26 protein-coding genes are annotated in these 25,503 nt (G+C 70.5%); 14 read left to right on the plus strand and 12 right to left on the minus strand.

Annotated elements, in window-relative coordinates; translation table 11 throughout:
* Positions 1 to 50 precede the first annotated feature (50 nt).
* Together I2W78_RS32035 and I2W78_RS32040 are read right to left on the minus strand one after the other, a co-directional pair.
* Positions 51 to 284 carry a hypothetical protein gene (locus I2W78_RS32035; RefSeq protein ID WP_141309083.1) on the minus strand — a complete coding sequence of 78 codons (234 nt, stop codon included), beginning with the start codon at positions 282 to 284 and terminating at the stop codon, positions 51 to 53.
* Positions 285 to 363: 79 nt separating this feature from the next.
* Positions 364 to 1,356: a DEDDh family exonuclease gene (locus I2W78_RS32040; protein ID WP_196463728.1), complete on the minus strand. Its 993-nt coding sequence runs from the start codon at positions 1,354 to 1,356 to the stop codon at positions 364 to 366.
* Positions 1,357 to 1,497: 141 nt separating this feature from the next.
* On the opposite strand from I2W78_RS32040, the gene I2W78_RS32045 reads away from it, so the two are divergent.
* From I2W78_RS32045 to I2W78_RS32055, 3 genes are all read left to right on the plus strand, one after another.
* Positions 1,498 to 2,208, plus strand: a complete 711-nt coding sequence (locus I2W78_RS32045) for a VIT1/CCC1 transporter family protein (protein WP_196463729.1) — start codon at positions 1,498 to 1,500, stop codon at positions 2,206 to 2,208.
* A gap of 129 nt (positions 2,209 to 2,337) precedes the next feature.
* Entirely contained in the window at positions 2,338 to 3,222 is an 885-nt protein-coding gene (locus I2W78_RS32050) for a sterol desaturase family protein (protein WP_196463730.1), read from the plus strand.
* On the plus strand, positions 3,219 to 3,929 hold the full coding sequence (locus tag I2W78_RS32055; RefSeq protein ID WP_196463731.1) for a lysoplasmalogenase: 711 nt from the start codon (positions 3,219 to 3,221) through the stop codon (positions 3,927 to 3,929). Before I2W78_RS32050 ends, I2W78_RS32055 begins: the two co-directional genes overlap by 4 nt.
* A gap of 25 nt (positions 3,930 to 3,954) precedes the next feature.
* On the opposite strand, the gene I2W78_RS32060 is transcribed toward I2W78_RS32055, so the two are convergent.
* Complete coding sequence (locus I2W78_RS32060; protein WP_196463732.1) at positions 3,955 to 5,472, minus strand: S8 family peptidase; 1,518 nt, start codon at positions 5,470 to 5,472, stop codon at positions 3,955 to 3,957.
* Between the two features lie 113 nt (positions 5,473 to 5,585).
* A complete protein-coding gene (locus I2W78_RS32065) occupies positions 5,586 to 7,109 on the minus strand; it encodes a S8 family serine peptidase (RefSeq protein ID WP_196463733.1) in 1,524 nt (507 codons plus the stop codon).
* A 332-nt stretch (positions 7,110 to 7,441) separates the two neighbouring features.
* Here I2W78_RS32065 and I2W78_RS32070 point away from each other — a divergent pair, with 332 nt between their 5' ends.
* The 3 genes from I2W78_RS32070 to moaA all read left to right on the plus strand — a co-directional run bounded on the left by I2W78_RS32070 (position 7,442) and on the right by moaA (position 10,582).
* On the plus strand, positions 7,442 to 7,798 hold the full coding sequence (locus I2W78_RS32070) for a DUF485 domain-containing protein (protein ID WP_196463734.1): 357 nt from the start codon (positions 7,442 to 7,444) through the stop codon (positions 7,796 to 7,798).
* Complete coding sequence (locus tag I2W78_RS32075; protein WP_196463735.1) at positions 7,795 to 9,420, plus strand: solute symporter family protein; 1,626 nt, start codon at positions 7,795 to 7,797, stop codon at positions 9,418 to 9,420. The genes I2W78_RS32070 and I2W78_RS32075 overlap by 4 nt, the downstream gene beginning before the upstream one ends.
* Positions 9,421 to 9,592: 172 nt before the next feature.
* Entirely contained in the window at positions 9,593 to 10,582 is a 990-nt protein-coding gene (gene moaA / locus I2W78_RS32080) for a GTP 3',8-cyclase MoaA (protein ID WP_196463736.1), read from the plus strand.
* A 41-nt stretch (positions 10,583 to 10,623) separates the two neighbouring features.
* Here the strand turns inward: moaA and I2W78_RS32085 are convergent, their stop codons facing one another.
* Together I2W78_RS32085 and I2W78_RS32090 are read right to left on the minus strand one after the other, a co-directional pair.
* The gene (locus tag I2W78_RS32085; protein ID WP_196463737.1) at positions 10,624 to 10,842 is read right to left on the minus strand and encodes a hypothetical protein; all 219 of its coding nucleotides are present in this window, start codon (positions 10,840 to 10,842) and stop codon (positions 10,624 to 10,626) included.
* Positions 10,843 to 11,049: 207 nt separating this feature from the next.
* A complete protein-coding gene (locus tag I2W78_RS32090; protein ID WP_196463738.1) occupies positions 11,050 to 11,442 on the minus strand; it encodes a DUF3099 domain-containing protein in 393 nt (130 codons plus the stop codon).
* 243 nt (positions 11,443 to 11,685) lie between these two features.
* Between I2W78_RS32090 and I2W78_RS32095 the strand changes: the two genes are divergently transcribed.
* Positions 11,686 to 11,961 carry a GlsB/YeaQ/YmgE family stress response membrane protein gene (locus I2W78_RS32095; protein WP_196463739.1) on the plus strand — a complete coding sequence of 92 codons (276 nt, stop codon included), beginning with the start codon at positions 11,686 to 11,688 and terminating at the stop codon, positions 11,959 to 11,961.
* 71 nt (positions 11,962 to 12,032) lie between these two features.
* On the opposite strand, the gene tyrS is transcribed toward I2W78_RS32095, so the two are convergent.
* The 3 genes from tyrS to I2W78_RS32110 are packed head-to-tail and all read right to left on the minus strand — an operon-like array spanning position 12,033 to position 16,276.
* Entirely contained in the window at positions 12,033 to 13,301 is a 1,269-nt protein-coding gene (gene tyrS / locus I2W78_RS32100) for a tyrosine--tRNA ligase (protein WP_196463740.1), read from the minus strand.
* A gap of 57 nt (positions 13,302 to 13,358) precedes the next feature.
* The gene (locus I2W78_RS32105) at positions 13,359 to 14,756 is read right to left on the minus strand and encodes a metallopeptidase TldD-related protein (protein WP_196463741.1); all 1,398 of its coding nucleotides are present in this window, start codon (positions 14,754 to 14,756) and stop codon (positions 13,359 to 13,361) included.
* Positions 14,753 to 16,276, minus strand: a complete 1,524-nt coding sequence (locus I2W78_RS32110) for a TldD/PmbA family protein (RefSeq protein ID WP_196463742.1) — start codon at positions 16,274 to 16,276, stop codon at positions 14,753 to 14,755. The genes I2W78_RS32105 and I2W78_RS32110 overlap by 4 nt, the downstream gene beginning before the upstream one ends.
* A 251-nt stretch (positions 16,277 to 16,527) precedes the next feature.
* Here I2W78_RS32110 and fabG point away from each other — a divergent pair, with 251 nt between their 5' ends.
* From fabG to I2W78_RS32125, 3 genes are all read left to right on the plus strand, one after another.
* Positions 16,528 to 17,232, plus strand: a complete 705-nt coding sequence (gene fabG / locus I2W78_RS32115) for a 3-oxoacyl-[acyl-carrier-protein] reductase (protein WP_196463743.1) — start codon at positions 16,528 to 16,530, stop codon at positions 17,230 to 17,232.
* Positions 17,233 to 17,237: 5 nt separating this feature from the next.
* Complete coding sequence (fabI, locus tag I2W78_RS32120) at positions 17,238 to 18,005, plus strand: enoyl-ACP reductase FabI (RefSeq protein ID WP_196463744.1); 768 nt, start codon at positions 17,238 to 17,240, stop codon at positions 18,003 to 18,005.
* 197 nt (positions 18,006 to 18,202) lie between these two features.
* Positions 18,203 to 18,559, plus strand: coding sequence for a hypothetical protein (locus I2W78_RS32125; RefSeq protein WP_196463745.1), 357 nt, complete (start codon positions 18,203 to 18,205; stop codon positions 18,557 to 18,559).
* Here I2W78_RS32125 and I2W78_RS32130 read toward each other — a convergent pair.
* Complete coding sequence (locus tag I2W78_RS32130) at positions 18,534 to 19,229, minus strand: FadR/GntR family transcriptional regulator (RefSeq protein WP_196463746.1); 696 nt, start codon at positions 19,227 to 19,229, stop codon at positions 18,534 to 18,536. The two genes, I2W78_RS32125 and I2W78_RS32130, sit on opposite strands and share 26 nt — an antisense overlap.
* A gap of 70 nt (positions 19,230 to 19,299) precedes the next feature.
* Here I2W78_RS32130 and I2W78_RS32135 point away from each other — a divergent pair, with 70 nt between their 5' ends.
* The 4 genes from I2W78_RS32135 to I2W78_RS32145 all read left to right on the plus strand — a co-directional run bounded on the left by I2W78_RS32135 (position 19,300) and on the right by I2W78_RS32145 (position 21,791).
* Positions 19,300 to 20,673: a CynX/NimT family MFS transporter gene (locus I2W78_RS32135; protein ID WP_196463747.1), complete on the plus strand. Its 1,374-nt coding sequence runs from the start codon at positions 19,300 to 19,302 to the stop codon at positions 20,671 to 20,673.
* 43 nt (positions 20,674 to 20,716) lie between these two features.
* Entirely contained in the window at positions 20,717 to 20,833 is a 117-nt protein-coding gene (locus tag I2W78_RS41230) for an SGM_5486 family transporter-associated protein (RefSeq protein ID WP_269066719.1), read from the plus strand.
* Between the two features lie 167 nt (positions 20,834 to 21,000).
* On the plus strand, positions 21,001 to 21,207 hold the full coding sequence (locus tag I2W78_RS32140; RefSeq protein WP_196463748.1) for a hypothetical protein: 207 nt from the start codon (positions 21,001 to 21,003) through the stop codon (positions 21,205 to 21,207).
* A 65-nt stretch (positions 21,208 to 21,272) separates the two neighbouring features.
* The gene (locus I2W78_RS32145; protein ID WP_196463749.1) at positions 21,273 to 21,791 is read left to right on the plus strand and encodes a SixA phosphatase family protein; all 519 of its coding nucleotides are present in this window, start codon (positions 21,273 to 21,275) and stop codon (positions 21,789 to 21,791) included.
* A gap of 119 nt (positions 21,792 to 21,910) precedes the next feature.
* Here I2W78_RS32145 and serB read toward each other — a convergent pair whose 3' ends face one another.
* Together serB and I2W78_RS32155 are read right to left on the minus strand one after the other, a co-directional pair.
* Complete coding sequence (gene serB, locus I2W78_RS32150) at positions 21,911 to 23,119, minus strand: phosphoserine phosphatase SerB (protein WP_196463750.1); 1,209 nt, start codon at positions 23,117 to 23,119, stop codon at positions 21,911 to 21,913.
* Positions 23,120 to 23,259: 140 nt separating this feature from the next.
* On the minus strand, positions 23,260 to 25,374 hold the full coding sequence (locus I2W78_RS32155; protein ID WP_196463751.1) for a streptophobe family protein: 2,115 nt from the start codon (positions 25,372 to 25,374) through the stop codon (positions 23,260 to 23,262).
* Positions 25,375 to 25,503: the final 129 nt, after the last annotated feature.

Raw genomic sequence — 25,503 nt, forward strand, 5'->3', positions numbered from 1 at the left:
GGTGCCCCGGTGCTGGACGGCCGCCACGGCCGTAACGGTTCTCCGGGGGCTCAGACTCGGTCGACGATGCCCACCCTCCCCTCCGCGCGGGCGCAGTGGGCACCGCAGTACCAGTGGCCCTCGACCTCGACGCCCTGTCCGATGATCTGGACCCGGCAGTGCTCGCAGATGGGTGCCATGCGGTGGATCGCACAGGCGAAGCAGTCGAAGACATGCACCGCGCCCTGCGCGTGGACCTCGAAGGTCATTCCGTAGTTGTTGCCGCAAACTTCGCAAGTCGCCATGCGCCACAGGGTGAGCGGTCCCCGAGGTCCGGGCGAGCGGGCGCCGGGCGAGTCGCGCACCAATCACCCGTCCGTACGGTCACGCCTCCGACGCCGGTTCCACATCCCTCAGGAGCTGCCCGAACGCCGCCTCGTCGACCACCGGAGTGCCGTACTGCCGGGCCTTGACGACCTTCGACGTGCCCGAGTCCGGGTCGTTGGTGACGAGGAGACTGGTCAGCCGGGACAGGCTCGTGGCGACATGCAGCCCCGCCTCGACGGCGCGGTCCTCCAGCAGCTCGCGTTCGACGGAGGTGTCCCCGGAGAACGCGATCCGCATGCCCTGCTTGAGTCGTTTGCCCTCTTCGTACCGGCCCGGGTTGGGATACGGGCACGCGGGTCGCTTACGGGACGGACGCCAACTGCCCGGCCGGTAGCCGCCGTACCCGCCCGCCTGTTGCCCGATCCGCGCGGTGGGCCGCTCCACCCACTCGGTCAGCGGCCGGCACTCGTGCAGCGGTAGCCGCACATCCCCCTCGGCCGCGGCCCTGAGGCTCGGCCGGAACGCCTCCGCGAGCACGCGCGCGTCGTCCAGCGCGTGGTGCGCCCGTCGCTGTACGACGCCGAAGTGCGCGGCGAGCGACTCCAGCTTGTGGTTGGGCAGCGGCAGCTCCAGCGCCTTGGACAGGGCGATGGTGCACAGCCGCTGACGCACCGGCGCCTCCCGCTTCACGCGCGCGTACTCGCGGGCGATCATCTGCCAGTCGAACACCGCGTTGTGCGCGACGAGCACCCGGCCCTCCAGCCGGGTCGCGAACTCCTCGGCGATGTCCTGGAAGAGCGGCGCCCCTTCGAGCGCCTCGCTCGTCAGCCCGTGGATCCACACCGGGCCCGGGTCGCGCTCCGGGTTCACCAGCGTGTACCAGTGGTCCTCGACCTCGCCGCGCCCGTCCAGCCGGTAGACCGCCGCGGAGATTATCCGGTCGTCCCGGGCCAGCCCGGTGGTCTCCACGTCAACGACCGCGTATCCGTGGGGATACGCGGCCGGCCAGGCTGTCGGGGAGGACGCTGCGGTCGTACGGTCTTCGAGCATGGTCATTGAGGATACGGGCCGGGACTGACACCGCTGTCCGTCAGGTCTCCTGCCCCGTCTGCCCGTTCGAGAGGCGTACGTCTGCCGGGACAAGGGCGGGTCGACACGCCCCCGCGACCGCCCCTGGTGCATCCTCCGAGCGTGACGGAACCCACGCACGACGAGGCCCACGGCGGAGCGCTCGGCGAACGCCTGAACTGGCTGCGGGCGGCGGTCCTCGGTGCCAACGACGGCATCGTGTCCACCGCCGGACTGGTCGTGGGCGTGGCCGGTGCGACCGACGACCGCTCCGCCCTCCTCACGGCAGGACTCGCGGGCCTGCTCGCCGGCTCCATGTCCATGGCTGCCGGGGAGTACGTCTCCGTCTCCACCCAGCGCGACTCCGAGATGGCCGCCCTGGCCCTGGAGAAACGGGAACTGAGGGATCGGCCGGATGCGGAGCTGGAGGAGCTGACGGACCTTCTGGAGGAACGGGGACTCTCCCGGGACGTGGCCCGTGAAGCGGCGGTCCAGCTGACGGACCGTGACGCCCTGCGCGCGCACGCGCGCGTGGAACTCGGCATCGACCCCGACGAGCTGACGAACCCTTGGCACGCGGCGTGGGCGAGCTTCCTCGCGTTCACGGCGGGTGCGTTGCTGCCGTTGCTGGCGATCCTGCTGCCACCCGCGGACTGGCGGCTGCCCGTGACGGTCGGGTCGGTGTTGGTGGCGCTGGCCCTCACGGGATGGAGCAGTGCGCGCCTGGGCGCGGCGGAGCCGGGGCGGGCCGTGGTACGGAACGTGGGGGGTGGGGCGGTGGCCATGGGGGTTACGTACGCGGCGGGGAGTTTGCTGGGGGCGGCGGGAGTCTAGGCCCGTGCTCGGCTGGGCCGAAGGCGCCGACCATTGGCGGAGATCACCAACAAGCAAGCGCGTACCGCCGGTAATACTTGTCGGTAACAACCTCTAGCCGTGGCCGACGCGCGGTCCTACGGTGCACGCATGCCGAACCTCCCCAATGTCGTGGTCTGGTCCATACCGGCCTTCGTGCTGCTCACCGTCATCGAGATGATCAGCGTCCGTCTCCATCCGGACGAGGACGCGGCCGGTTACGAGACCAAGGACGCCGCCACGAGCGTCACCATGGGACTCGGCAGCCTCTTCTTCGACCTGCTGTGGAAGATCCCGATCGTTGCCATCTACACGGCCGTCTACGAGCTGACGCCCCTGCGTGTGCCCGTGCTGTGGTGGACGGTTCTGCTGATGCTGCTGGCGCAGGACTTCTTCTACTACTGGTCGCACCGCGGACACCACGTCATCCGCATTCTGTGGGCCTGCCACGTGGTCCACCATTCGAGCAAGAAGTTCAATCTGACGACCGCGCTGCGCCAGCCGTGGACGTCTTTGACCGTTTGGCCGTTCTATGTTCCTTTGATCGCTCTCGGGGTGCATCCGGCGGCGCTGGCGTTCTGCTCGTCCGCGAACCTCGTCTACCAGTTCTGGATCCACACCGAGCGGATCGACAAGATGCCCCGCTGGTTCGAGTTCGTGTTCAACACGCCGTCCCACCACCGGGTGCACCACGCCTCCCAGGGCGGCTATCTCGACCGCAACTTCGGCGGGATCCTCATCGTCTGGGACCGCCTCTTCGGCTCCTTCGTCGCCGAGACGGAACGGCCGGTGTACGGACTGACCAAGAACATCGACACGTACAACCCGCTGAAGGTCGCCACCCACGAGTACGCCGCCATCGCCAAGGACCTGCGGACCGCTCGCAGTTGGCGCGAGCGTGCGGGGCGCCTGTTCCGCGGGCCGGGCTGGCAGCCGGCCCCGGCGCCCTCGCCCGTGCCGTCGCCGGAACCGGCCGGAGAGAGCGCGGCGGCGTGAGGATCCCTCGCACACTCCTCGCCGCCTTCGGCCTCGCCGTCGTCGTCGACCTCGCCTCGCTCGCCGTCGGCTTCGAGCCCGGGCACACCGTCGCCAAGCCGCTCCTGATGCCCCTCCTCGCCGCCTGGGCCGCCCTGAGCGGCGCACCCCGGCTGCTCGTCGTCGCCCTGCTGTTCGGCTGGGGCGGGGACGCGCTGCTGCTGTCGGACGCCGAGCCCGCCTTCCTGGCCGGGATGGCCTCCTTCGCCGTGGGACATGTGTGCTACCTCGCCCTCTTCAGGGCGCACGGTCGGCGAAACCCCGCTCCACGCGCGCGTGCGGGCCTTGTCGCCCTCGGCTACGCCGCCGCCCTCACCGGCACCGTAGCCCTGCTCTGGCCCGACCTGCCCGCCGACCTGCGCGTCCCCGTGGCCGCCTACAGCGCGTTGCTCACCGCCATGGCTTACGGCGCTTTCACCCGGCTCGGCATGGTCGCCGGGCTCGGCGGTGCGCTCTTCATGCTCTCCGACACGCTCATCGCCACCGGCGTCGCCGACTGGCCACAGCTGCCCAGGCCGGACTTCTGGATCATGCTCACGTACATCGCCGCGCAGGTCCTGCTGACCCGGGGCACGCTCGACCGGCGGCACACGCCGTCGGGGGCGACGGCAAAAGGCGCGGTCCGGTCCGGGCCGAACGGCTCACCCGTCCGGCCCGGCCGGCTGTGACAAACGCCCCCCGGGCGCCCCAGCCCTATTTGGTCACCGCGTCCAGCGCGTCCACCGTGCCCCAGCCGTAGAAGCCGTTGTAGTTCTTCGGCCCCTCGCACACCGCGTCGACCTTGCCGTCGCCGTTGATGTCGTACGGGTCCGTGCACGGCGTGGCGTCCGCCTCGGCGTACAGCAGCGCCTTCACCAGGGCGGGCGGGGCGTACGGGTGCGTCGACTTGATCAGGGCGGCGACGCCCGCCACGTGCGGCGACGCCATCGACGTACCGGCCATGTAGCCCCACTTGCCGCCGGGCAGCGTGCCCAGGATCAGGCCGCTCGTCGCGGGCGGCTCGGGCTTCTGGTACGCCGTCGAGTCGCCACCGGGGGCGGCGATGTCGATGACGCCCAGACCGTGGTTGGAGAAGGACGACTTCAGGCCCTTCGCGCCGGTCGCCGCCACCGTCACGATGCCCGGCAACTGCGTCGGTATGTCGTAGCACTCGGACGGGTCGATCACCCGTTCGGTGGGCGTGGAGTCGTTGGGGGAGACCGGGTCGGTGATCTCGTCGGCCGCGAGGTCGTAGTTCTCGTTGCCGGCCGCGGCGACGTTGACCGCGCCCTTCCTCTCCGCGTACTTCGAGGCCCGGGTGATGGCCTCCAGGAGCGCCTTCTGGTCCGGGTCGTTCTTGCAGTTGAAGTACCAGGGGTCGGTGTAATAGCTGTTGTTCGTCACGTCCACGCCGTGTTCGGCGGCCCAGACGAAGCCGCAGACCACGGCCTCCGTGTAGAAGTAGCCGGCGGTGGTCGACACCTTGATGCCGGACACCTTCACGCCCGGCGCCACGCCCGTCATGCCGACGCCGTTCTTCGCGGCCGCGATCTCCCCGGCCACGTGCGTGCCATGCGGGCTCTCCGCCGCGCTGGGCCGCCAGGCACCGTCGGTGGTGTCCGGCTTGCCCGTGACGCAGTTGACGGACGCCTCGCGATCGAAGTTCGGAGCGATGTCCGGGTGAGTGTCGTCCACGCCGGTGTCGATCACGGCGACGGTCACCCGATCGCTTCCGAGCGACTTCTCATGCGCCTTGTCCGCCTTGATCGCCGGCAGGTCCCACTGCAGCGACTGGAGCGGGTCCTGCCCCTCGGCGGCCTCCACATCGGCCAGGTCCTCGGCCGTGAGCACCTTCGGCGTCCCCACGTCGGTCGTCGACTGCGCGGGCAGCGGCGCCGTCCGGGTGGCGCCGGCCGACTGCACCCCCCGTACGTTCCTGATCGTCCGAGCGAACTCGGCGTTCGCCGAGTGCACAACGATCACACCGATCTGGTCGTACGACATCACGATCGTTCCGCCGGCCTCGGCGATCGCCTTCTTCAGATGCCCTGAGACACCCTGCCCGGGGCGGACGTTGACGACATAGCTCAGCGAGGTCGCGTCGGCGGCCACCGGGGCGGCGGGCTGCGCCGCGGACGCCGTGGCGTTCGGCAGGAACGCCAGAGCCGTCGCCATGGCCATACCGACCGGGATCACCAGGGCGCGGCGGTGGCGGGGGTGAGGCACTGTCATGGTTTGCGGGTCTCCAGTTCGTTCGTGGATGCGGGCGGTACGAGCGGACCGTGCGGGAGGTTCCGGGTGCGGGCGGCGCGGCCGGTGGTCCGGCCGCGCCGCGGCCTGAGCGGCTACTTGACCGCGCGCAGCGCGTTGACGATGCCGTGTCCGTAGAAACCGTTGACGCGTGTGCCGCCCTCGCACACCGCGTCCTGCGTACCGTCACCGTCCTGGTCGTACGACTCGGGGCAGGCCGTCTTGTCCGCCTGTGCCTTGAGCAGCCACTGGAGCTGCGCCGGGCTCGCCCACGGGTGCTCGGACTTCAGCAGCGCCGCGACCCCCGCGGCGTGCGGCGAGGCCATCGAGGTGCCCTGGAGGAAGGCGTACTGGTTGTTCGGCATGGTCGACAGGATGCGGCCGTTCTTCGACGGCGTGTCAGGGATCTGGTAGAGCCGGTCGCCGCCCGGCGCCGCGACGTCGACGACGCCCTTGCCGTACGTGGAGTAGTACGACTTGAGGTTCTGCACGCCCGTGGCGCTGACCGTGACGATCCCCGGGAGCTGCGTCGGCACGTCGAAGCACTCGTGCGGGTCGATGGTGCGCTCGACCGGGGTGGAGTCGTCGGGGCTGCTGTCGTCGACGATGGCGTCCGAGTCCAGGTCGTGGTTGGAGTTGCCCGCCGACGCCAGGTGCAGGGTGCCCTTCTTCTGGGCGTACAGCTGCGCCCGGTTGACCGCGTCGACGATCGCCCGCTGGTCCGGGTCGTCCATGCAGTTGTACAGCCACGGGTCGACGTAGTAGCTGTTGTTCGTTATCTCGACGCCGTGATCGGCCGCGAACACGAACGCGCACACGACGCTCTCCGGGTAGAAGAGCCCGTTGTGCGGGTCGCTCACCTTGATGCTCGACACCTTCACACCGGGCGCCACACCGGCCACGCCGATGTCGTTGCGGGCCGCCGCGATCTCACCGGCGACGTGCGTGCCGTGGTAGTCCTCCGCGGTGTACGGCCGCCAGGCGCCCTCGCTGGTGTCCGCGACGCCGCCGACACAGTTGGCGGACTGGCTCGCGGAGAAGTTCGGGGCGAGGTCGGGGTGGGTGTCGTCGACGCCGGTGTCGATCACGGCGACGGTGACCTTGCGGCTGCCCGGGTTGATCTGCGCGGCCTTGTCGGCGCCGATCGCCCGCAGGTCCCACTGGTCGGCTTCGAGGGGCTCGCTCCCGGCCGTGGCGGCCGCCTCGACCTTCGCGGCCTCCGCGGCGGTCAGGTAGTCGGCCGCGCCCTGGTCCGTCGTACCCGCGGCGACCAGCGGAGCGGTGCGCGTGGCACCGGCCGACTGCACGCCGCGGGCCTTGCGTATCTGCGCGCCGAAGTCCGGGTTCGCCGAGTGCACGACGATCACGCCGATCTTCTCGTACGTGGTCACGACCGTGCCGCCGGCCGCGGCGATCGCCTTGTGCACCGACGCGATCGTGTGACGGTCCGTCTTGGTGTTGACGACGTACGCCAGTTTGGGCGCGTCCGCGGACTGGGCGGCGGACTCCGCTTGCGGGGCGGCCGTGGCGGCCGCGGGCAGGAAGCCGAGCGAGGCGGTCAGCGACAGCACGACGGGCACGGCGAGGGCGAGCCGGCGTCTGGAACGCAGATGAGCCATGGGGTCTCCACTTCATCCGGAAACGAAACCGGCCCGAGACACAGGTGGTGCTCGGGCAGGTACATGACGGGTGGTGCAGGGTGAAGCTATCCCCCGACCTCACTGGCCAGCAATCACTTCCGGCGATGACTTCGGAGTTTTCCGGCGATGACTTTCGAAAGAACTCAGGGAGGTTGAACCGGTTCTCGCGTGGCGCCGTGACGTTGAACAGGGAGCCCGAGCACCATCGAGGCCCTCTGTCGGATCACGCACCCGGCCACTAACATCGCCGCCCGGTTCCCGTGATCCACATCACAACTATCAGCACAGCACCCGCAACGCGAGGAGACTCCGTGGCCACCGACGCACCGCCCCCCTCGAAGACAGAACATCGACTCCCCTCGACCGAGGAGTTCGTCGAGGTGCAGAACAGCGCGGAGTTCGGTGAACTGCGCCGCTCCTACCGCTCCTTCGCCTTTCCGCTGACCGTCGGCTTCATCGCCTGGTACCTGCTGTACGTCCTGCTGTCCAACTACGCGGGCGGCTTCATGGGCACCAAGCTCTTCGGCAACATCAACGTCGCCTTCGTCCTCGGCGTCGCCCAGTTCGTCACCACGTTCCTCATCGCCTGGTGGTACTCGCGGCACGCCGCCGCGAAGCTCGACCCCAAGGCGGAGGCCATCAAGTCCGGGATGGAGAGCCGCGCATGAGCCCCGTACAGCAGACCGTTCTCGCGGCCAACGAGGCCAGCGAGCACCGCCCGCTCATCATCACGCTGTTCGCGGTGTTCGTCGTGGCGACCCTGTTCATCACGGTCTGGGCGGGCCGCCAGACCAAGGACGCGGCCGACTTCTACGCGGGTGGCCGCCAGTTCAGCGCCTTCCAGAACGGACTCGCGGTCTCCGGCGACTACATGTCGGCCGCGTCGTTCCTCGGCATCGCCGGCGCGATCGCCCTCTTCGGATACGACGGCTTCCTGTACTCCATCGGCTTCCTGGTCGCCTGGCTGGTCGCCCTGCTGCTGGTGGCCGAGCCACTGCGGAACTCCGGCCGGTACACCATGGGTGACGTCCTCGCCTACCGCATGCGCCAGCGCCCGGTCCGCACCGCGGCCGGTACCTCCACGATCGTCGTGTCGATCTTCTACCTGCTGGCCCAGATGGCCGGCGCCGGCGTCCTTGTCTCGCTGCTCCTCGGCATCACCTCGGACGCGGGCAAGGTCGCGATCGTCGCGCTCGTCGGCGTTCTGATGATCGTTTATGTCTCCATTGGCGGTATGAAGGGCACCACCTGGGTTCAGATGATCAAAGCCGTGCTGCTGATCGGCGGCACGATCCTGATCACCTTCCTGGTGATGCTCAAGTTCAACTTCAACATCTCCGACCTGCTCGGCAGCGCCGCCGAGAACAGCGGCAAGGGTGCCGCCTTCCTGGAGCCCGGCCTGCAGTACGGCGCCAGCGGCACCTCCAAGCTGGACTTCATCTCCCTCGGCATCGCCCTGGTGCTCGGCACCGCCGGTCTGCCGCACATCCTGATCCGCTTCTACACGGTGCCCAACGCCAAGGCCGCCCGGAAGTCCGTGAACTGGGCGATCGGCATCATCGGCGCCTTCTACCTGATGACCATCGCCCTCGGCTTCGGCGCGGCCGCGCTGATCTCCCAGGACGAGATCATCGCGTCCAACCCGTCCGGCAACACGGCCGCCCCGCTGCTCGCCCTGCACCTCGGCGGCGTCGACTCGGCCTGGGGCGCGATCCTGCTGGCCACGATCTCGGCGGTGGCCTTCGCGACGATCCTCGCCGTGGTCGCCGGCCTCACCCTCGCCTCGTCGTCCTCCTTCGCGCACGACATCTACGCCAACGTCATCCGCAAGGGGAAGGCCACCGAGGGGGAGGAGATGAAGGCGGCCCGCTGGGCGACCGTCTTCATCGGCATCGTCTCCATCGCCCTGGGCGCCCTCGCCCGCGACCTCAACGTGGCCGGCCTGGTCGCCCTGGCGTTCGCGGTCGCCGCGTCCGCCAACCTGCCGACCATCCTGTACAGCCTGTTCTGGAAGCGGTTCACCACCCAGGGCGCGCTGTGGTCGATCTACGGCGGTCTGATCGTCGCCGTCGGCCTGGTGCTGTTCTCGCCCGTCGTCTCCGGCGACCCCAAGGCGATGTTCCCCAGCGTCGACTTCGCCTGGTTCCCGCTGAAGAACCCGGGCATCATCTCCATCCCGTTCGGTTTCCTGATGGGCTGGCTCGGCACGGTCCTGTCGAAGGAGGAGCCGGACACCGGCAAGTACGCCGAGCTGGAGGTCCGGTCCCTGACCGGCACCGGCGCCCACTGAGCACACCTGAGAAGCGGCCGCGTCGTGGGACTTCTGTGGGTCCCTACGACGCGGCCGCGTCTTACCTCGTGGGATCGGGCCTTAGGCGATGTCAGTGGGGTCACGTAGGCTCGCAGATGTCGGAGAAAGATGTGCTCCGTCGCGTGTGATCCACCATGAGGGAGGGGGCCACGTGCTCATCGACACTTACGGCCGGGTGGCCACCGACCTGAGGGTCTCGCTGACCGACCGCTGCAATCTGCGCTGTACGTACTGCATGCCCGAGGAGGGCCTGCAGTGGCTGGCCAAGCCGGACCTGCTCACGGACGACGAGATCGTCCGCCTGATCGACATCGCCGTCACCTCCCTGGGGATCAAGGAGGTCCGCTTCACCGGCGGCGAGCCCCTGCTGCGCCCCGGCCTGGTCGGCATCGTCGAGCGTGTCGCGGCCCTCGACCCGCGCCCCCAGATGTCGCTGACCACCAACGGCATCGGCCTCAAGCGCACCGCGACCGCCCTGAAGGCGGCCGGCCTGGACCGGGTCAACGTCTCCCTGGACACCCTCCGCCCCGACGTCTTCAAGGCCCTCACTCGCCGCGACCGCCACAAGGACGTCATCGAGGGCCTGCACGCCGCCCGTGCGGCGGGCCTGACCCCGGTCAAGGTCAACACGGTCCTGATGCCGGGGCTGAACGGCGACGAGGCCCCCGACCTGCTGGCCTGGGCCGTGGAGCACGACTACGAGCTGCGCTTCATCGAGCAGATGCCCCTGGACGCCCAGCACGGCTGGAAGCGCGAGGGCATGATCACGGCCGGCGACATCCTGACCTCCCTGCGCACCCGCTTCGACCTGACCCCCGAGGGCGACGAGGCCCGCGGCACGGCCCCCGCCGAGCGCTGGATCGTGAACGGCGGCCCGCACCGCGTCGGTGTCATCGCCTCCGTCACCCGTCCGTTCTGCGCGGCCTGCGACCGTACCCGCCTGACGGCCGACGGCCAGATACGTACGTGCCTGTTCGCCCGCGAGGAGACGGACCTGCGCGCGGCCCTCCGCTCGGGCGCCCCCGACGAGGAGATCGCCCGTATCTGGCGCCTGGCGATGTGGGGCAAGAAGGCGGGCGCGGGCCTGGACGACCCGAGCTTCGTGCAGCCGGACAGGCCTATGTCTGCGATAGGGGGCTGACTGCAACGCCCCAAAGGGGGGCGGGGCTGTATCGATGCCCCTCAGCCCCCCTGCTGCTCCTCCCACTCGTTGAGCAGCACAACGTCCTTCAAGAACCCCCGCACCCCGAGAAACTGCGAAAGATGCTCGCGATGCTCCCCGCACGCGAGCCACGCCTTGCGCCGTTCCGGCGTGTGAATCTTCGGGTTGTTCCAGGCCAGCACCCACACGGCGTCGGCACGACAGCCCTTCGCGGAACAGATCGGGGTCTCGTCACTCACAGGTTCGTCTCACCACTGCACAGAAAAGGCGACGCCGAGCAGCCACGGGGGGAGCTGCCCGGCGTCGGTCCGTCGCTCCGACGGGGGATGCGGAGCGCCTACGAAGTATGTCACGGGTAACCGGTTGCCGGGCACCTGAACAACATGATTGATCCGAGCTTTTCCATAGCTCTGAACGAAGGCTTGACGCGAAGACCCTCCGCAGCCTTACGTCCTCTGTTCGGGCCGCTCTTTCACCGGATCGCCCACTTTGTCCTCCGGTACGGATTCCGTGGAGCCGCCGTCGTCCGCCCTCGGGGGCATCAGCATCGGCGGGGGCGGCACGCTCACGAACGTCGACGGCAGCGACGGCGCGTTCTCCCGCCCGGCGTTGGCGATCACCACCGCGATATAGGGGAGCACCGCGCCCAGTACCAGCGCCACGATCGCGACATGCCGTTCGACGTTCCACAGGGTCGCCGCGAGGATCACCGAGATCGTTCGGACCGACATCGAGATGACGTACCGCCGCTGCCGGCCGCGGACGTCCTCCTGGAGGCCCTGCCGGGCTCCGGTGATCCGGAACACCTGGCCGTTGCCGTCGCCATGCCTATCCCGCATCACATTCCACCATCCGCCCGCCTCGGACTCTCCCCGGCCCGTCCCAGCTCGCACCCGGCCGGAACCGGGGCCGGACAGCCTCCACGTTACGCCGCCGCCGCGTCGCCCACGAGAGCGGGTCCCACTCCCGCCTGGGCGAACGCCGTCGGGCGTAGCGCGCACGGCCGTATCCGACATGCGCCGTACGGCCTACGGGCCGACACTGGGCGTAATGCTCACGTCGAGCCGTACGAGGAGGCAGCCATGGGCTGGTTGTGGGCGATCATCGTGGGATTCGTGCTTGGTCTGATCGCCAAGGCGATCATCCCGGGCAAGCAGCACATCCCACTCTGGCTGACCACCATCCTGGGCATGCTGGGAGCCATCGCAGGCAACGCCATCGCCAGGGGCTTCGGTGTCGACGAGACGCCCGGCATCGACTGGAGCCGTCACATCTTCCAGCTCGTGGCCGCGATCATCATCGTCTTCCTGGGCGACATGGCGTACATGCAGCTCAGGGGCGGCAAACGACGCGCCTGAGACGGCGTACGGCGAACGGGGCGGCCTCCCCGACAGAAGGGCCACCCCGCTCGCACACGGTCACGTCCGTGTCAGGCGCCCGTGACCTCGACCGCCGCCAGGTTCTTCTTGCCCCGGCGCAGCACCAGCCAGCGCCCGTGCAGCAGGTCCTCCTTGGCCGGAACCGCGTCCTCGGAGTCGACCTTCGCGTTGTTCACGTACGCGCCGCCCTCCTTCACCGTGCGGCGCGCGGCCGACTTGCTGGGCACCAGGCCGACCTCGGCGAACAGGTCCACCACCGGCGCCGGCCCGGCGACCTGGATGTTCGGCACCTCGGACAGGGCCGCCGCCAGCGTCCGCTCGTCCAGCTCGGCCAGCTCACCCTGCCCGAAGAGGGCCTTCGACGCGGCGATCACGGCGGCCGTCTGGTCGGCGCCGTGCACCAGCGTCGTCAGCTCCTCGGCCAGTGCACGCTGCGCCGCCCGCGCCTGCGGACGCTCCTCCGTCTGCCTCTCCAGCTCCTCCAGCTCCTCGCGGGACTTGAAGGACAGGATCCGCATGTACGTCGAGATGTCCCGGTCGTCCACGTTCAGCCAGAACTGGTAGAACGCGTACGGCGTCGTCATCTCCGGGTCGAGCCAGACGGCGCCGCCCTCGGTCTTGCCGAACTTGGTGCCGTCCGCCTTGGTCATCAGCGGCGTCGCCAGCGCGTGCACACTGGCGTGCGGCTCCAGCTTGTGGATCAGGTCCAGCCCTGCCGTGAGGTTGCCCCACTGGTCGCTGCCGCCCTGCTGGAGCGTGCAGCCGTACCGCCGGTAGAGCTGCAGGAAGTCCATGCCCTGCAGGATCTGGTAGCTGAACTCGGTGTAGCTGATGCCCTCGGAGGACTCCAGGCGCCGGGCGACGGAGTCCTTCGTCAGCATCTTGTTGACACGGAAGTGCTTGCCGATGTCCCGCAGGAACTCGATCGCGGAGAGGCCCTGCGTCCAGTCGAGGTTGTTGACCATCACGGCCGCGTTCTCACCCTCGAAGGACAGGAACGGCTCGATCTGGTGGCGCAGCTTCTGCACCCAGCCGGCGACCGTCTCCGGGTCGTTCAGCGTGCGCTCCGCCGTGGGGCGCGGGTCGCCGATCAGGCCCGTCGCGCCGCCCACCAGCGCCAGCGGCCGGTGACCGGCCTGCTGGAGCCGGCGAACGGTGAGCACCTGCACCAGATGCCCCACATGCAACGACGGCGCGGTCGGGTCGAAGCCGCAATAGAACGTGACGGGACCGTCCGCGAGCGCCTTGCGCAGTGCTTCCTCGTCGGTGGAGAGGGCGAACAGCCCACGCCACTTGAGCTCGTCGACGATGTCCGTCACGGTTCTCGTGTCTCCTTGGATGATCTTCGGGCAGTCGGGTGACCGCCGCCTACGAGGTTATACGCCCCGACTGACAGAGCTCATGTTGAAATCCGGGATCCGCAGCGGCGGCATCGCGGCCCGGGTGAACCAGTCGTTCCACTCCCGGGGCAACGTCCTCTCCGTGCGCCCCGCCTCCACGGCCCGGCCCAGCAGCCCGACCGGCGACTCGTTGAACCGGAAGTTGTTCACCTCGCCGGTCACCTCGCCGTTCTCGACGAGGTAGACGCCGTCCCTGGTCAGGCCGGTCAGCAGCAGGGTCGCCGGGTCGACCTCGCGGATGTACCACAGGCAGGTCAGCAGCAGTCCGCGCTCGGTGCTCGCGACCATCTCGTCCAGGGAGCGGCCCTCGCCCCCGTTCTCCAGAATCAGGTTGTCGATGCCCGGCGCCAGCGGCAGCCCCGTCATCCCCGCGCTGTGCCGGCTCGTGAGCAGATGCTTCAGCTCGCCCTCGGCCACCCACTCCGTGGGCGTCAGCGGCAGACCGTTGTCGAACACCGACGAGTCGTCCCCGGAGGAGTGCGCGAGAACGAAGGGCGCCGCCTCCAGGCCCGGCTCGTTCGGGTCGCTGCGCAGGGTCAGCGGCAGCTCGGTGAGCCGCTCACCCACGCGCGTGCCGCCGCCGGGCTTGGAGAACACCGTCCGGCCCTCCGCCGCGTCCCGCCCCGACGCCGACCACATCTGGTAGATCAGCAGGTCCGCCACCGCGGTCGGCGGCAGCAGCGTCTCGTACCGCCCGGCGGGCAGCTCCACGCGCCGCTCGGCCCAGCCGAGGCGTACGGCCAGGTCGGCGTCCAGCGCCGCCGGGTCGACGTCCTTGAAGTCCCGCGTCGACCGGCCGGTCCACGCCGAGCGGGTACGGTCGGGCGACTTGGCGTTCAGCTCCAGCGTCCCGTTCGGCTGGTCGTGCCGCAGCCGCAGCCCCGCCGACGTCCCCAGATAGCTGGACGTCACCTCGTGGTTGGCGAAGCCGTACAGCTCGCGACCGCCCGCACGCGCGCGTGCGAAGGCCTCGCCCAGCGCCGGTGCGAAGTCGGCGAACACGGCCGACGACGTCTCGGCGGGCGCGTCGGAGAAGTCGGGCGACTGCGGTACGCCCGTCACCAGCGGCTGCGCGTCCTCGGCGGGCCCGGCGCCCCGAGCGGCGGCCTCCGCGGCCCGCACCAGCGGCTCCAACTCCTCCACGGTCACCGCGGATCGCGACACGACACCCGAGGCCGTGCCCTCCTTGCCGTCGACGGTCGCGACGACGGTGAGCGTGCGCCCGCGCGTGACGCCGTTCGTGGTCAGCGCGTTGCCCGCCCAGCGCAGGTTGGCGGTCGAGTGCTCGTCGGCGATCACGACACAGCCGTCGGCCCGGGACAGCTCCAGGGCACGCTCGACGATCTCGTGCGGCTTGTTCGTCGGGGCGCTCATCGACCGGCCTCCTGGGTGGTGTTCAGAATGTTGACGCCCCTGAAGAGGGCCGAAGGGCAGCCGTGCGACACGGCCGCGACCTGGCCCGGCTGGGCCTTGCCGCAGTTGAAGGCACCGCCCAGGACGTACGTCTGGGGGCCGCCGACGGCCGACATGGAGCCCCAGAAGTCGGTCGTCGTCGCCTGGTAGGCGACGTCCCGCAGCTGACCCGCGAGCCGACCGTTCTCGATCCGGAAGAAACGCTGACCGGTGAACTGGAAGTTGTAGCGCTGCATGTCGATCGACCAGGACCGGTCCCCGACGACGTAGATGCCCCGCTCCACGCCCCCGATGAGATCCTCGGTCGACATCCCGGCCGGGTCCGGCCGCAACGACACGTTGGCCATCCGCTGCACCGGCACATGAGAGGGCGAGTCGGCGTAGGCGCACCCGTTGGACCGCTCGAACCCGGTCAGCCGGGCGATCCTGCGGTCGAGCTGGTAGCCGACGAGGGTGCCGTCCTTGACCAGGTCCCAGGACTGCGCCTCGACGCCCTCGTCGTCGTACCCGATGGTGGCGAGGCCGTGCTCGGCGGTGCGGTCACCGGTGACGTTCATCAGCTCCGAGCCGTACCTCAGCTTGCCGAGTTGGTCGAACGTGGCGAAGGAGGTGCCGGCGTAGGCGGCCTCGTAGCCGAGCGCGCGGTCCAGTTCCGTGGCGTGTCCGATGGACTCGTGGATGGTCAGCCACAGGTTGGACGGGTCGACGACGAGGTCGTACAGGCCCGGCTCCACGCTCGGCGCGCGCATCTTCTCGGCGAGCAGCTCGGGCAGCCGGTCGAGTTCGGCGTCCCAGTCCCAGCCGGTGCCCGTGAGGTACTCCCAGCCGCGTCCGACGGGCGGTGCGATGGTGCGCATGGAGTCGAACTCGCCGGTCGACTCGTCGACCGACACCGCGGTCAGCTGCGGGTGCAGCCGTACGCGCTGCTGTGTGGTCACGGTCCCGGCCGTGTCGGCGTAGAACTTGTTCTCGTGCACGGTGAGCAGCGAGGCGTCGACATGGTCCACCCCGTCGGCGCCGAGCAGCCGCTCGCTCCACTCGGTCAGCAGGCCTGACTTCTCCTCGTCGGGCACGGTGAACGGATCGATCTCGTACGACGAGATCCACGTCCGGTCCGCGTGCACCGGCTCGGCCGCGAGCTCCACCCGCTCCTTTGACCCGGCCGCCCTGATCACCTGCGCGGACAGCTTCGCCATCGCCACGGCCTGACTCGCCACCCGGGCGGCGGCATCCATGGTCAGGTCCACACCGGACGCGAAGCCCCACGTCCCGCCGTGCACGACCCGTACCGCGTACCCCAGGTCGGTGGTGTCCGACGACCCGGACGGCTTGCCGTCCCTGAGCCGCCAGGACGCGCTGCGCACCCGCTCCAACCGGAAGTCGGCATGCTCCGCCCCCAGCGCACGCGCGCGTGCGAGCGCGGCGTCGGCCAGAGCGCGGAGCGGAAGCGCCGTGAAGGCTTCGTCGATGGTATGAGGCACCGAGGTCTCCCTGCTGTCGTCGCCTGTCGGGTCCGATCATGTCGCGCGAGCGGTCCCGCGGACCACACGTTTCCGCCGGGAGAACGCGACTTTCTGTAGGGATTCGACAGTGCCGCCCCTGTGCCACTGTCGGTGCCCGAATGTCCCACGTCGCGGCCGGACCGATAGGTTTTCGGTGAAGCCGCCTGTCATCGCTGCCTGTCCACGGGTGCTCGGGCGGGGTACCAGACCGCTATCGAAAGGGTGATCCGTTGAGCCGATCGGTTCTCGTCACCGGAGGCAACCGGGGCATCGGCCTCGCCATCGCCCGCGCTTTCGCCGACGCCGGCGACAAGGTCGCGATCACATACCGCTCGGGTGAGCCGCCGGCCGGTTTCCTCGCCGTCAAGTGCGACATCACCGACCCCGAACAGGTGGAGCAGGCCTACAAGGAGATCGAGGCCGAGCACGGCTCCGTCGAGGTCCTGGTCGCCAACGCCGGCGTCACCAAGGACCAGCTCCTGATGCGGATGTCCGAGGAGGACTTCACCTCGGTCATCGACACCAACCTCACCGGCACCTTCCGGGTCGTCAAGCGGGCCAACCGCGGCATGCTGCGCGCCAAGAAGGGCCGGGTCGTCCTGATCTCGTCGGTGGTCGGGCTGCTCGGCTCGGCGGGCCAGGCGAACTACGCCGCCTCCAAGGCCGCGCTGGTCGGCTTCGCGCGCTCCCTCGCCCGTGAGCTGGGCTCGCGCAACATCACCTTCAACGTCGTCGCGCCGGGCTTCGTCGACACCGACATGACCCAGGCGCTGACCGACGAGCAGCGCTCGAACATCGTGTCGCAGGTGCCGCTCGGCCGTTACGCGCAGCCCGAGGAGATCGCCGCGACGGTGCGGTTCCTCGCCTCGGACGACGCCTCGTACATCACTGGAGCCGTCATCCCCGTAGACGGCGGACTGGGAATGGGTCACTGATCACCATGAGCGGAATTCTCGAGGGCAAGCGCGTCCTGATCACCGGTGTGCTGACGGAGGCCTCCATCGCCTTCCACGCCGCGAAGCTGGCCCAGGAGCAGGGCGCCGAGGTCATCCTGACCGCGTTCCCGCGGCCCACGCTGACCGAGCGCATCGCCAAGAAGCTCCCCAAGCCCACCAAGGTCATCGAGCTCGACGTGACCAACGACGAGCACCTCGGCCGCCTCGCGGACGTCGTCGGCGAGGAGCTGGGCGGCCTGGACGGCGTCGTGCACTCCATCGGCTTCGCGCCGCAGGACGCGCTCGGCGGCAACTTCCTCAACACGCCGTTCGAGTCGGTCGCCACGGCCATGCACGTCTCGGCGTACTCCCTGAAGTCGCTGACCATGGCCTGTCTGCCGCTGATGCAGAACGGCGGCTCGGTCGTGGGTCTCACCTTCGACGCGCAGTTCGCCTGGCCGCAGTACGACTGGATGGGCCCGGCCAAGGCCGCCCTGGAGGCCACCAACCGCTACATGGCGCGTGACCTGGGCAAGCAGAACATCCGCTGCAACCTCATCTCGGCGGGCCCGCTCGGCTCCATGGCCGCCAAGTCCATCCCGGGCTTCAGCGAACTGGCGTCCGTGTGGGACAACCGCTCCCCGCTGGAGTGGGACCTGAAGGACCCGGAGCCGGCCGGCCGCGGTGTCGTCGCCCTGCTGAGCGACTGGTTCCCGAAGACGACGGGCGAGATCATCCACGTGGACGGCGGTCTGCACGCCATCGGCGCCTGATCGATCGTTCACCGGGTGATCACCTGATCACCTGATCACCTGAACACTGCTGATCAAGGGCTCGCATCCAGCCGGGTGCGGGCCCTTGGCGTGTCCCCCGTTCGGCCTATCCGGCCGGGCGGGAGCGGCGGGCGGCCGGGCACCCTGGAATCGCGTCACCACGCGTCCCTCCCCAGCACGGCCGAGGAGGTCCCCTTGTGCGCCTGTACCGCTGCCTGGCCTCAGTGACCGTCGCCGTGACTCTCGTGCTGTCCGCGCCGTACGACGCGCTGTCGCACGTGCGCGTGGTGGCCGGGGAACCGGAGGAGGATCCGCCACCGTTCGGCGCCGCGTGCCGCACCAGAATCGAGGGCTCCCATGTGGTCGCCCACTGCCACAACCCCTATGTGGACATCGATCGGGTCCGCCTGCACATCGAGTGCGACCGGTGGTGGGACCTGGACACCGACAGTGCCCCCGTGGACGCCGAGCCCGCGATGACCGTGCGCCTGACCGGCCGCTGCTGGAAGGAAGTCCGCTCGGCGTGGATCAGCCACCAGAACCGGGGGAGCTGAACCGCCCGGGGCGGCACTGGAACGGATAGCTCGCCGCCTCCGTCGCCGCCGTCCCGGCGTCGCCCGCGTGGATGGCGTCGAGGAGCCGGCCATGATCCATGTACGTCTCCGGGGTCAGCTCCTCGCCGACGTCCTCGCGCAGCCAGTCCCGCAGCACCTCGCCCAGATCGGCGTACATCGCGGTCATCACGTCGTTGTGGGAGGCGGCCACGACGGCCAGGTGGAAGGTGGTGTCCGCCGCGACGAACGCCTCCGCGTCACCCGACTCCCACGCCTCCTCACGCCGCACCAGCAGCGCGTCGAGCTGCTTGAGATCCTTCTCCGTGCGCCGCTCGGCGGCCAGCTTCGCGGCGGCCGACTCCAGCGTGGAGCGCAGCTCGGCGATGTGCCGGGGGTCGGCGCCGGCGAAACGGCGGTGCATCACGCCGGCCAGCTCACTGGTGGCCACGACGTACGTGCCGGAGCCCTGGCGGATGTCCAGCAGGCCGTTGTGCGCCAGCGCCCGGACGGCCTCGCGGACCGTGTTGCGGGCCACCCCGAGCTGTTCGACCAGCTCGGGCTCCGTCGGGATGCGCGAGCCGACCGGCCACTCACCCGACGCGATCTGGTTGCGCAGCTCGGCGATGACCTGCTCGGACAGCGCCGAACGGCGGGGATGGCTCAGGGGCATGGCACACCTTCGCACGGGAACGGCGGCCGCGGACCGCACCGGGATGGACAGCCAATCATCCCATGATTCTATGATGGGCGGCATGGCCAGCGAGGAGACCCGGACGCAGCACCACCCCCTCATACGCGGTTCGGCCGCGGCCGAACCCCGGCAGGCGACGGCAGTCCCGCCCACGCGCGCGGGGCGCCGCACGGCGCCCGGGACGTCGCCCGCGCGCGCGTGGACCACGCGACTGGTCGTGGTCGGCATCGTGCTGTCCGCCCTGAACCTCCGCCCCGCCATCACCAGCCTCGGCGCGCTCCTGGAGGAGGTCCGTGACGGGCTCGGCATGAGCGGCAGCGTGGCCGGCGTGCTCACCTCGGTGCCGCCGCTCTGCTTCGCCGTCTTCGGCGTCATGGCACCGCGACTGGCCCGCCGCTTCGGGCCGGGCGCGGTGGTGTGCGCCGGCATGGTGGCCATCGCCGCGGGCCTGCTCGTCCGGCCGTACGCGGGCGGCACGGCCGGGTTCCTGGCCGCCAGCGCCCTCGCCCTGATGGGCATCGCGGTCAGCAACGTGCTGATGCCGGTCATCGTCAAGCGCTGGTTCCCGGACCGGGTCGGCTCCATGACCGGCCTGTACTCCATGGCACTCGCCCTCGGCACCTCCCTCGCGGCCGCGGTGACCGTGCCCATCACCGAGGCGCTGGGCGGCAGTTGGCAGTCGGGGCTGGCCCTGTGGGCGGCACTCGCGGCCGCGGCCGTGGTGCCGTGGATTCCGTTCGTACGAGACCGAGGGGGCGTACGGGACAGAGGGTCGGCGTCCGCCGAGACGCCCGGACGTGAGCCGCACGCGCGCGAGGAGGCCACCGCGGCTCCCGCGCTGCGGATCACCCGGAGCCGTACCGCCTGGGCGCTCGCCGTCTTCTTCGGGCTCCAGGCCACCGCCGCGTACATCACGATGGGCTGGATGGCGCAGATCTTCCGCGACGCGGGCGTCCCCGCGGGCAGGGCCGGACTGCTCCTCGCCGTCACGATGGTGATGGGCGTGCCGCTGGCCCTCGTCATCCCGCGCCTCGCCACCCGACTGCCCCAGCAGGGCCCGATCGTGTTCGCGCTGGGCGTCTGCGGACTCGCCGGATACGCAGGGCTGTACGTGGCGCCGGCCGGGGGCGCCTGGGCCTGGGCGCTGCTGCTCGGTGTCTCCAACTGCGCCTTCCCGCTGGCCCTCACGATGGTCGGGATGCGCGCGCGTACGGGCGCGGGCGTCGCGCAACTGTCGGCGTTCGCGCAGAGCACCGGCTATCTGATCTCCATCCCCGGGCCGCTGCTGGTGGGCGTTCTCTACCAGCACAGCGGCGGCTGGGGCCTGCCGCTCGCGCTGATGGCCGCGCTGATGGTGCCCCAGATGGCGGTGGGCTTCCTGGCGGGCCGCGACCGCACGGTGGAGGACGAGGCGGCTCGCTGACCCCCACCGGTCCGGCTCGATCGCGGGGTGCGAGACTTGCCGTATGCCAGTGCTCGACCCGAACCCCCGCAACGGCCAGAAGAAGATGCTGCTCGTCTTCGGCTCGTTCCTCGCCATCTTCGTGATCATCGCCGTCATCGCGTCGATCGCCTCGCCGTGACGCCCTCGGCCGTCCATGGTGGGGCTGGCCCCACCATCCCCTAGGGGGTGAGGGTCAGGGGCAAGTGGGTGGATCACCGGATGGGTTGGCGGCTCTTGATTCCGTAGTTTCGAAATGTGGCCACGGGAGCGGGCCACCACCATCGAGGACGGACCCACGGAGGCAGCATGTCGGCCAGCACGCACACCCGGCCCCGCTCGGCGACCACGGGCCGCGTCGACATCCGGCTGCCCTGGTGGGCCCTCGCCCTGCCGACGCTCGCCTTCATCACGCTGCTGGCGCTGATTCTGAACCCCTCCGACGCCCACGCGGCGAGCGGAGAGCCGGCGATCGCCCACCTCGTCGAGCGCGCTCATCAGCTCATATCGCGCTGAGCACGCCCCAAGCCGCCCGTCAACTCCCTGCGCCCCATGGCCTGTTTCATGCGAAGCTGGATCTCATGAGCGTCGCTGAACCCCGCAGGATTGTCCTCTTCCGGCATGCGAAAGCCGACTGGCCACAGGTGAACGATCACGAGCGGCCGCTCGCCGAGCGGGGCCGCAAGGACGCCGCTGTCGCCGGACGTAAGCTGGCCGACTCCGGCATCCTCTTCGATCTGGCCCTCTGCTCCACCGCGATCCGGACCCGGGAGACCTGGAAGCTCGCCGTCCATGAGTTCCCGCACCGGCCGAAGACCGTCTACGAGGAGCGGGTCTACGAGGCCTCGCCCGGCGAGCTGATCGCTGTGCTCAACGAAACCCCCGACGACGCGCAGAACGTCCTCCTGATCGGACACAACCCGGGCGTGCAGGGCCTCGCCGAGGTGCTGTCCGGCTCGGCCGACGACGACGCCCGCGAGCGGATGAGCCGCCGCGGCTTCCCGGCCGCCGCCTTCGCCGTGCTGTCCTTCACCGGCTCCTGGAAGTCCCTGGAACCGGGCGTGGCCACCCTGCTGGACTACTGGGCCCCGTCCGAGTGACCCACCGCGCACACCAGGGGCCCGGCACCACATGGCGCCGGGCCCTTCGGGTTCGTGCGTAGGGAAGTCAGGGCAGGGGAGCGCAGGGAGGACAGCCCGGGAAGGGCTCAGTCGCCGGTTCAGTCGTCCTCGTGCGCGTCCGCCGCCTCGACCTCCTCGCGAGTGACGCCGAGCAGATAGAGGACCGTGTCCAGGAACGGCACGTTCACCGCGGTGTGCGCCGCCTCGCGCACCACCGGCTTGGCGTTGAAGGCGACCCCGAGGCCCGCCGAGTTCAGCATGTCGAGGTCGTTGGCGCCGTCGCCGATCGCCACCGTCTGCGACAGCGGTACGCCCGCCTCCGCGGCGAACCGGCGCAGCAGCCGCGCCTTGCCCGCCCGGTCCACGATCTCGCCGGTCACCCGGCCGGTCAGCCTGCCGTCGACGATCTCCAGCGTGTTGGCCTGCGCGAAGTCGAGGCCGAGCCGTTCCTTGAGGTCGTCGGTGACCTGGGTGAACCCACCCGAGACGACGCCCACTTGGTAGCCGAGTCGTTTCAGCGTGCGGATCAGCGTGCGCGCACCCGGCGTCAGCCGCACCTCGCTGCGCACCTTGTCCACCACCGACGCGTCCAACCCCTTGAGCAGCGCCACGCGCGCGTGCAGCGACTGCTCGAAGTCCAGCTCCCCGCGCATCGCGGCCGCCGTCACCTCGGCGACCTCCGCCTCGCAGCCGGCGTGCGCGGCGAAGAGCTCGATCACCTCGTCCTGGATGAGGGTCGAGTCCACGTCCATCACGACCAGACGCTGAGCGCGCCGGTGCAGTCCCGCCGCCACGACCGCCACGTCCACGCCGAGTGCCGCGGCGTCGGTCACCAGGGCGGTGCGCAGCGGCTCGGTCTCCACGCCGGACACCGCGAACTCGACCGCGGTCACCGGGTACTTGGCGAGCCGGAAGATACGGTCGATGTTGCCGCCGGCCTTGGTGATCCGCGCCGCGATCGCGGCCGTCGCCTCGGCGGTGAGCGGATGCCCGAGCACCGTCACCAGGGACCGGCCGTGGCCGCGCGGCCGGTTGTCGCCGTGGCCGGAGATGATCTCGGCCTGCATCTTCATCGACTCCGCCCAGCTGTGGACGGTCGCCCGCAGCTCGCCTTCCAGGCCCTGGGGCGGCTCGGTCACGAGCGCGCACAGCACGATCCGGCCTCGCGTCACGACCTGCTCGATGTCGACCACGTCGACCGAGTAGGCGGCGAGGGTGTCGAAGAGTCCGGCCGTGATGCCCGGCCTGTCCCTGCCGAAGATCTTGACAAGCAGAGTGGGGATGTCAGAGGTCTGCGAAGCGCTCATGGTGTTCCCACGGTAACCGGCACGCAGTGCCGATCGCCTGCCAGGTCCGCCCAGCGGACACGGAACACTCAATAACCCTGGATGTCGCTCCGGTGGCGGGCGCCTGACCGATCGACCACGACTTCGCCCCCCGACCCGCCTCACCGGCCACGCTTCGGCCGCCCCGGGGGTGGAGGACCCGGAGGTGGGGGACCGGGCGGCGGCGAGCCGTCCTCCGGGGAAGAGGAACCCCGAGGCCGCCTTCCGGACGACGAGGCCCCTGGCGTCCCCCGAGGCGTCGGAGGAGGCGGCGGCTCGAACGGCCGGGCGACGGTCGGAGCGCCGTAGACATCGTCGCCGTCTCCCCCCGGCGGCCGTACCCCGTCGCCTGCCGGCGGCCACAGGTCTTCGCGGTTGGGCGCGCGCACGGTCTCGCCCTCAGCCGTCCCACCGGGTGGCCGTAGGTTCTCGCCCGCAGCGATCCCACCGGGTGGCCGTAGGTTCTCGCCCGCAGCGATCCCACCGGGTGGCCGTAGGTTCTCGCCCGCAGCGATCCCACCGGGTGGCCGTACGCTCTCGCCCGCAGCGATCCCACCGGGTGGCCGTACGCTCTCGCCCCCGGCCATCCCGCCGGGCGGCCGTACCCCCTCGCCCCCACCGGGCGGCCGTGCCCCCTCGCCCCCAGCCACCCCACCGGGCGCCCCCGCACCCCCGCCCCCAGCCACCCCACCCGGTGGCCGCGCGTCCTGCGGCTTCCGGAGTCCGGTCGGGAGCCGCAGATACGGATTGGTGTCGGGGTTCGGCGGCCGGTACGGCGTACTCGGCACGTACGGCCCCGAGGTCCCCGCATACCCCCGCACCCCCGCCGCCCCGTCACTGAGTGCCAGCGGTGCAACCTGCCGCCCCGCAGCCCCACTCGCGTACGCGAGCAGTGCCCCCACAGCCCCCGCACCGGCCCCCCACAGCGCGCCGAGCAGCAGCGCCATGCCGAGGTGCCCGCGCAGTTCGACCCCCGCCCCGAACGCGTCGAACCCCAGCACGGACAGCGAGGCGTCCACGGACACCTCCGTCAGCCACCCGAGCAAGGGCAACGCCAACGCGGTCACGACCCCCAGCCGCAGCGCACACCGCCCGGCGAAGCCAAGAGCACCTGAACCGCGTACGCCCCCCTGGGCAGCCGCCCCCACCGGCGTGCGCACCGCCACCAGCACCCCCGCCAGCAGCATCATGACCGCCGCTGCCACCCCCAGCAGCCACACCCGACCGTCCAGCTCCGCCAGCCGCCCGAGCGTCACCGGCTGGTCCGAGTCGACCAGCAGGTCGTCCAGCGGATCCGGCAGAAAGCGGGTCAGCGCCCCCGACGCCTCCCCGTGCCACGGCACGAACAGGCCGATGGGAATGCCCAGCCACACCCCGTTCGGCGCCCCCAGCAGCGCCGCCCCCGCGATCCGCCGGGGATGGTCGTCGCCGATCGCCGCGTACGCCGCCGCCGCGAGCCCCGCCGCCACCGCCATCAGGAGCACCGTGACCAGCGCGGACACGGCCGGCCGTACGACCCGGTGCACCGCCTGCCAGCCGCGTGGCAGGGGAGTGCGGCGGGAGGCCAGCAGCGCGACCAGCAGCACGCCGGTGGCCCAGCCCAGCCCGCCGAGCAGCGTGGGTGCGGTGTCGACGCCGAACCCCACCGCCGCCTCCGCGTCGATCAGGTCGCCGACCCGGTCGGGCAGCAGCCCCCCGATGTCCCCCACGTCACCGAGCCCGGGAATCTCGATGCCTCCGGAACCCGAGCCGCCGGGCAGGTCGTCGAGGCCGAGTGCGCCCCCGTCGATCGTGATGACGTCGTGCCCGGCCCACGCCAGGCCGCCCAGCGTCGCCACGAACAGCGCGACCACCGCCCCCGCGCGCGCGAGGAGTTCGGACGGCGAGATCACAACTCCCGCCGCCCGCAGGGATCGTAGAAAGAACCAGGACAAAAGGAGCGCGCCGACGAGGCTCACGCCCAATGGCGTGATCTCGATGGCCGTGGTGGCCTCCGCGCCGGTCAGTCCGAAGGCGGACACGTCACCGGACGGCGTGACCGAACCACCGGCCCCAAGGGCCACCACCGCCGCGGTCATCGGCCCCAGCGAACCGGCCGAGTCCGCCTCCAGCAGACGCAGTCCGAGCGCCGCCGTACCCGCCATTCCGATCAACGCCCAGCTCACGGAGGCGATCGCGGACAGCAGGATGTCGACCCATGGCAGCCTCGTGCCGTATCCGGATGACTCGACACTCATGGCAGACCCCCCGATCCGCGGCACGGCGTCGCCGCCGCGCATGTCCCCCTCGCGTGGGATTACCACTCTCCGGGCCGGTTTCAACCCCGTCAACGGCGCACGGGGATGCGCCCGTAAGCGGTCTTCACA

Origin of the sequence: Streptomyces spinoverrucosus (assembly GCF_015712165.1) — a bacterium.
Classification (GTDB): Bacteria; Actinomycetota; Actinomycetes; order Streptomycetales; family Streptomycetaceae; genus Streptomyces; species Streptomyces spinoverrucosus_A.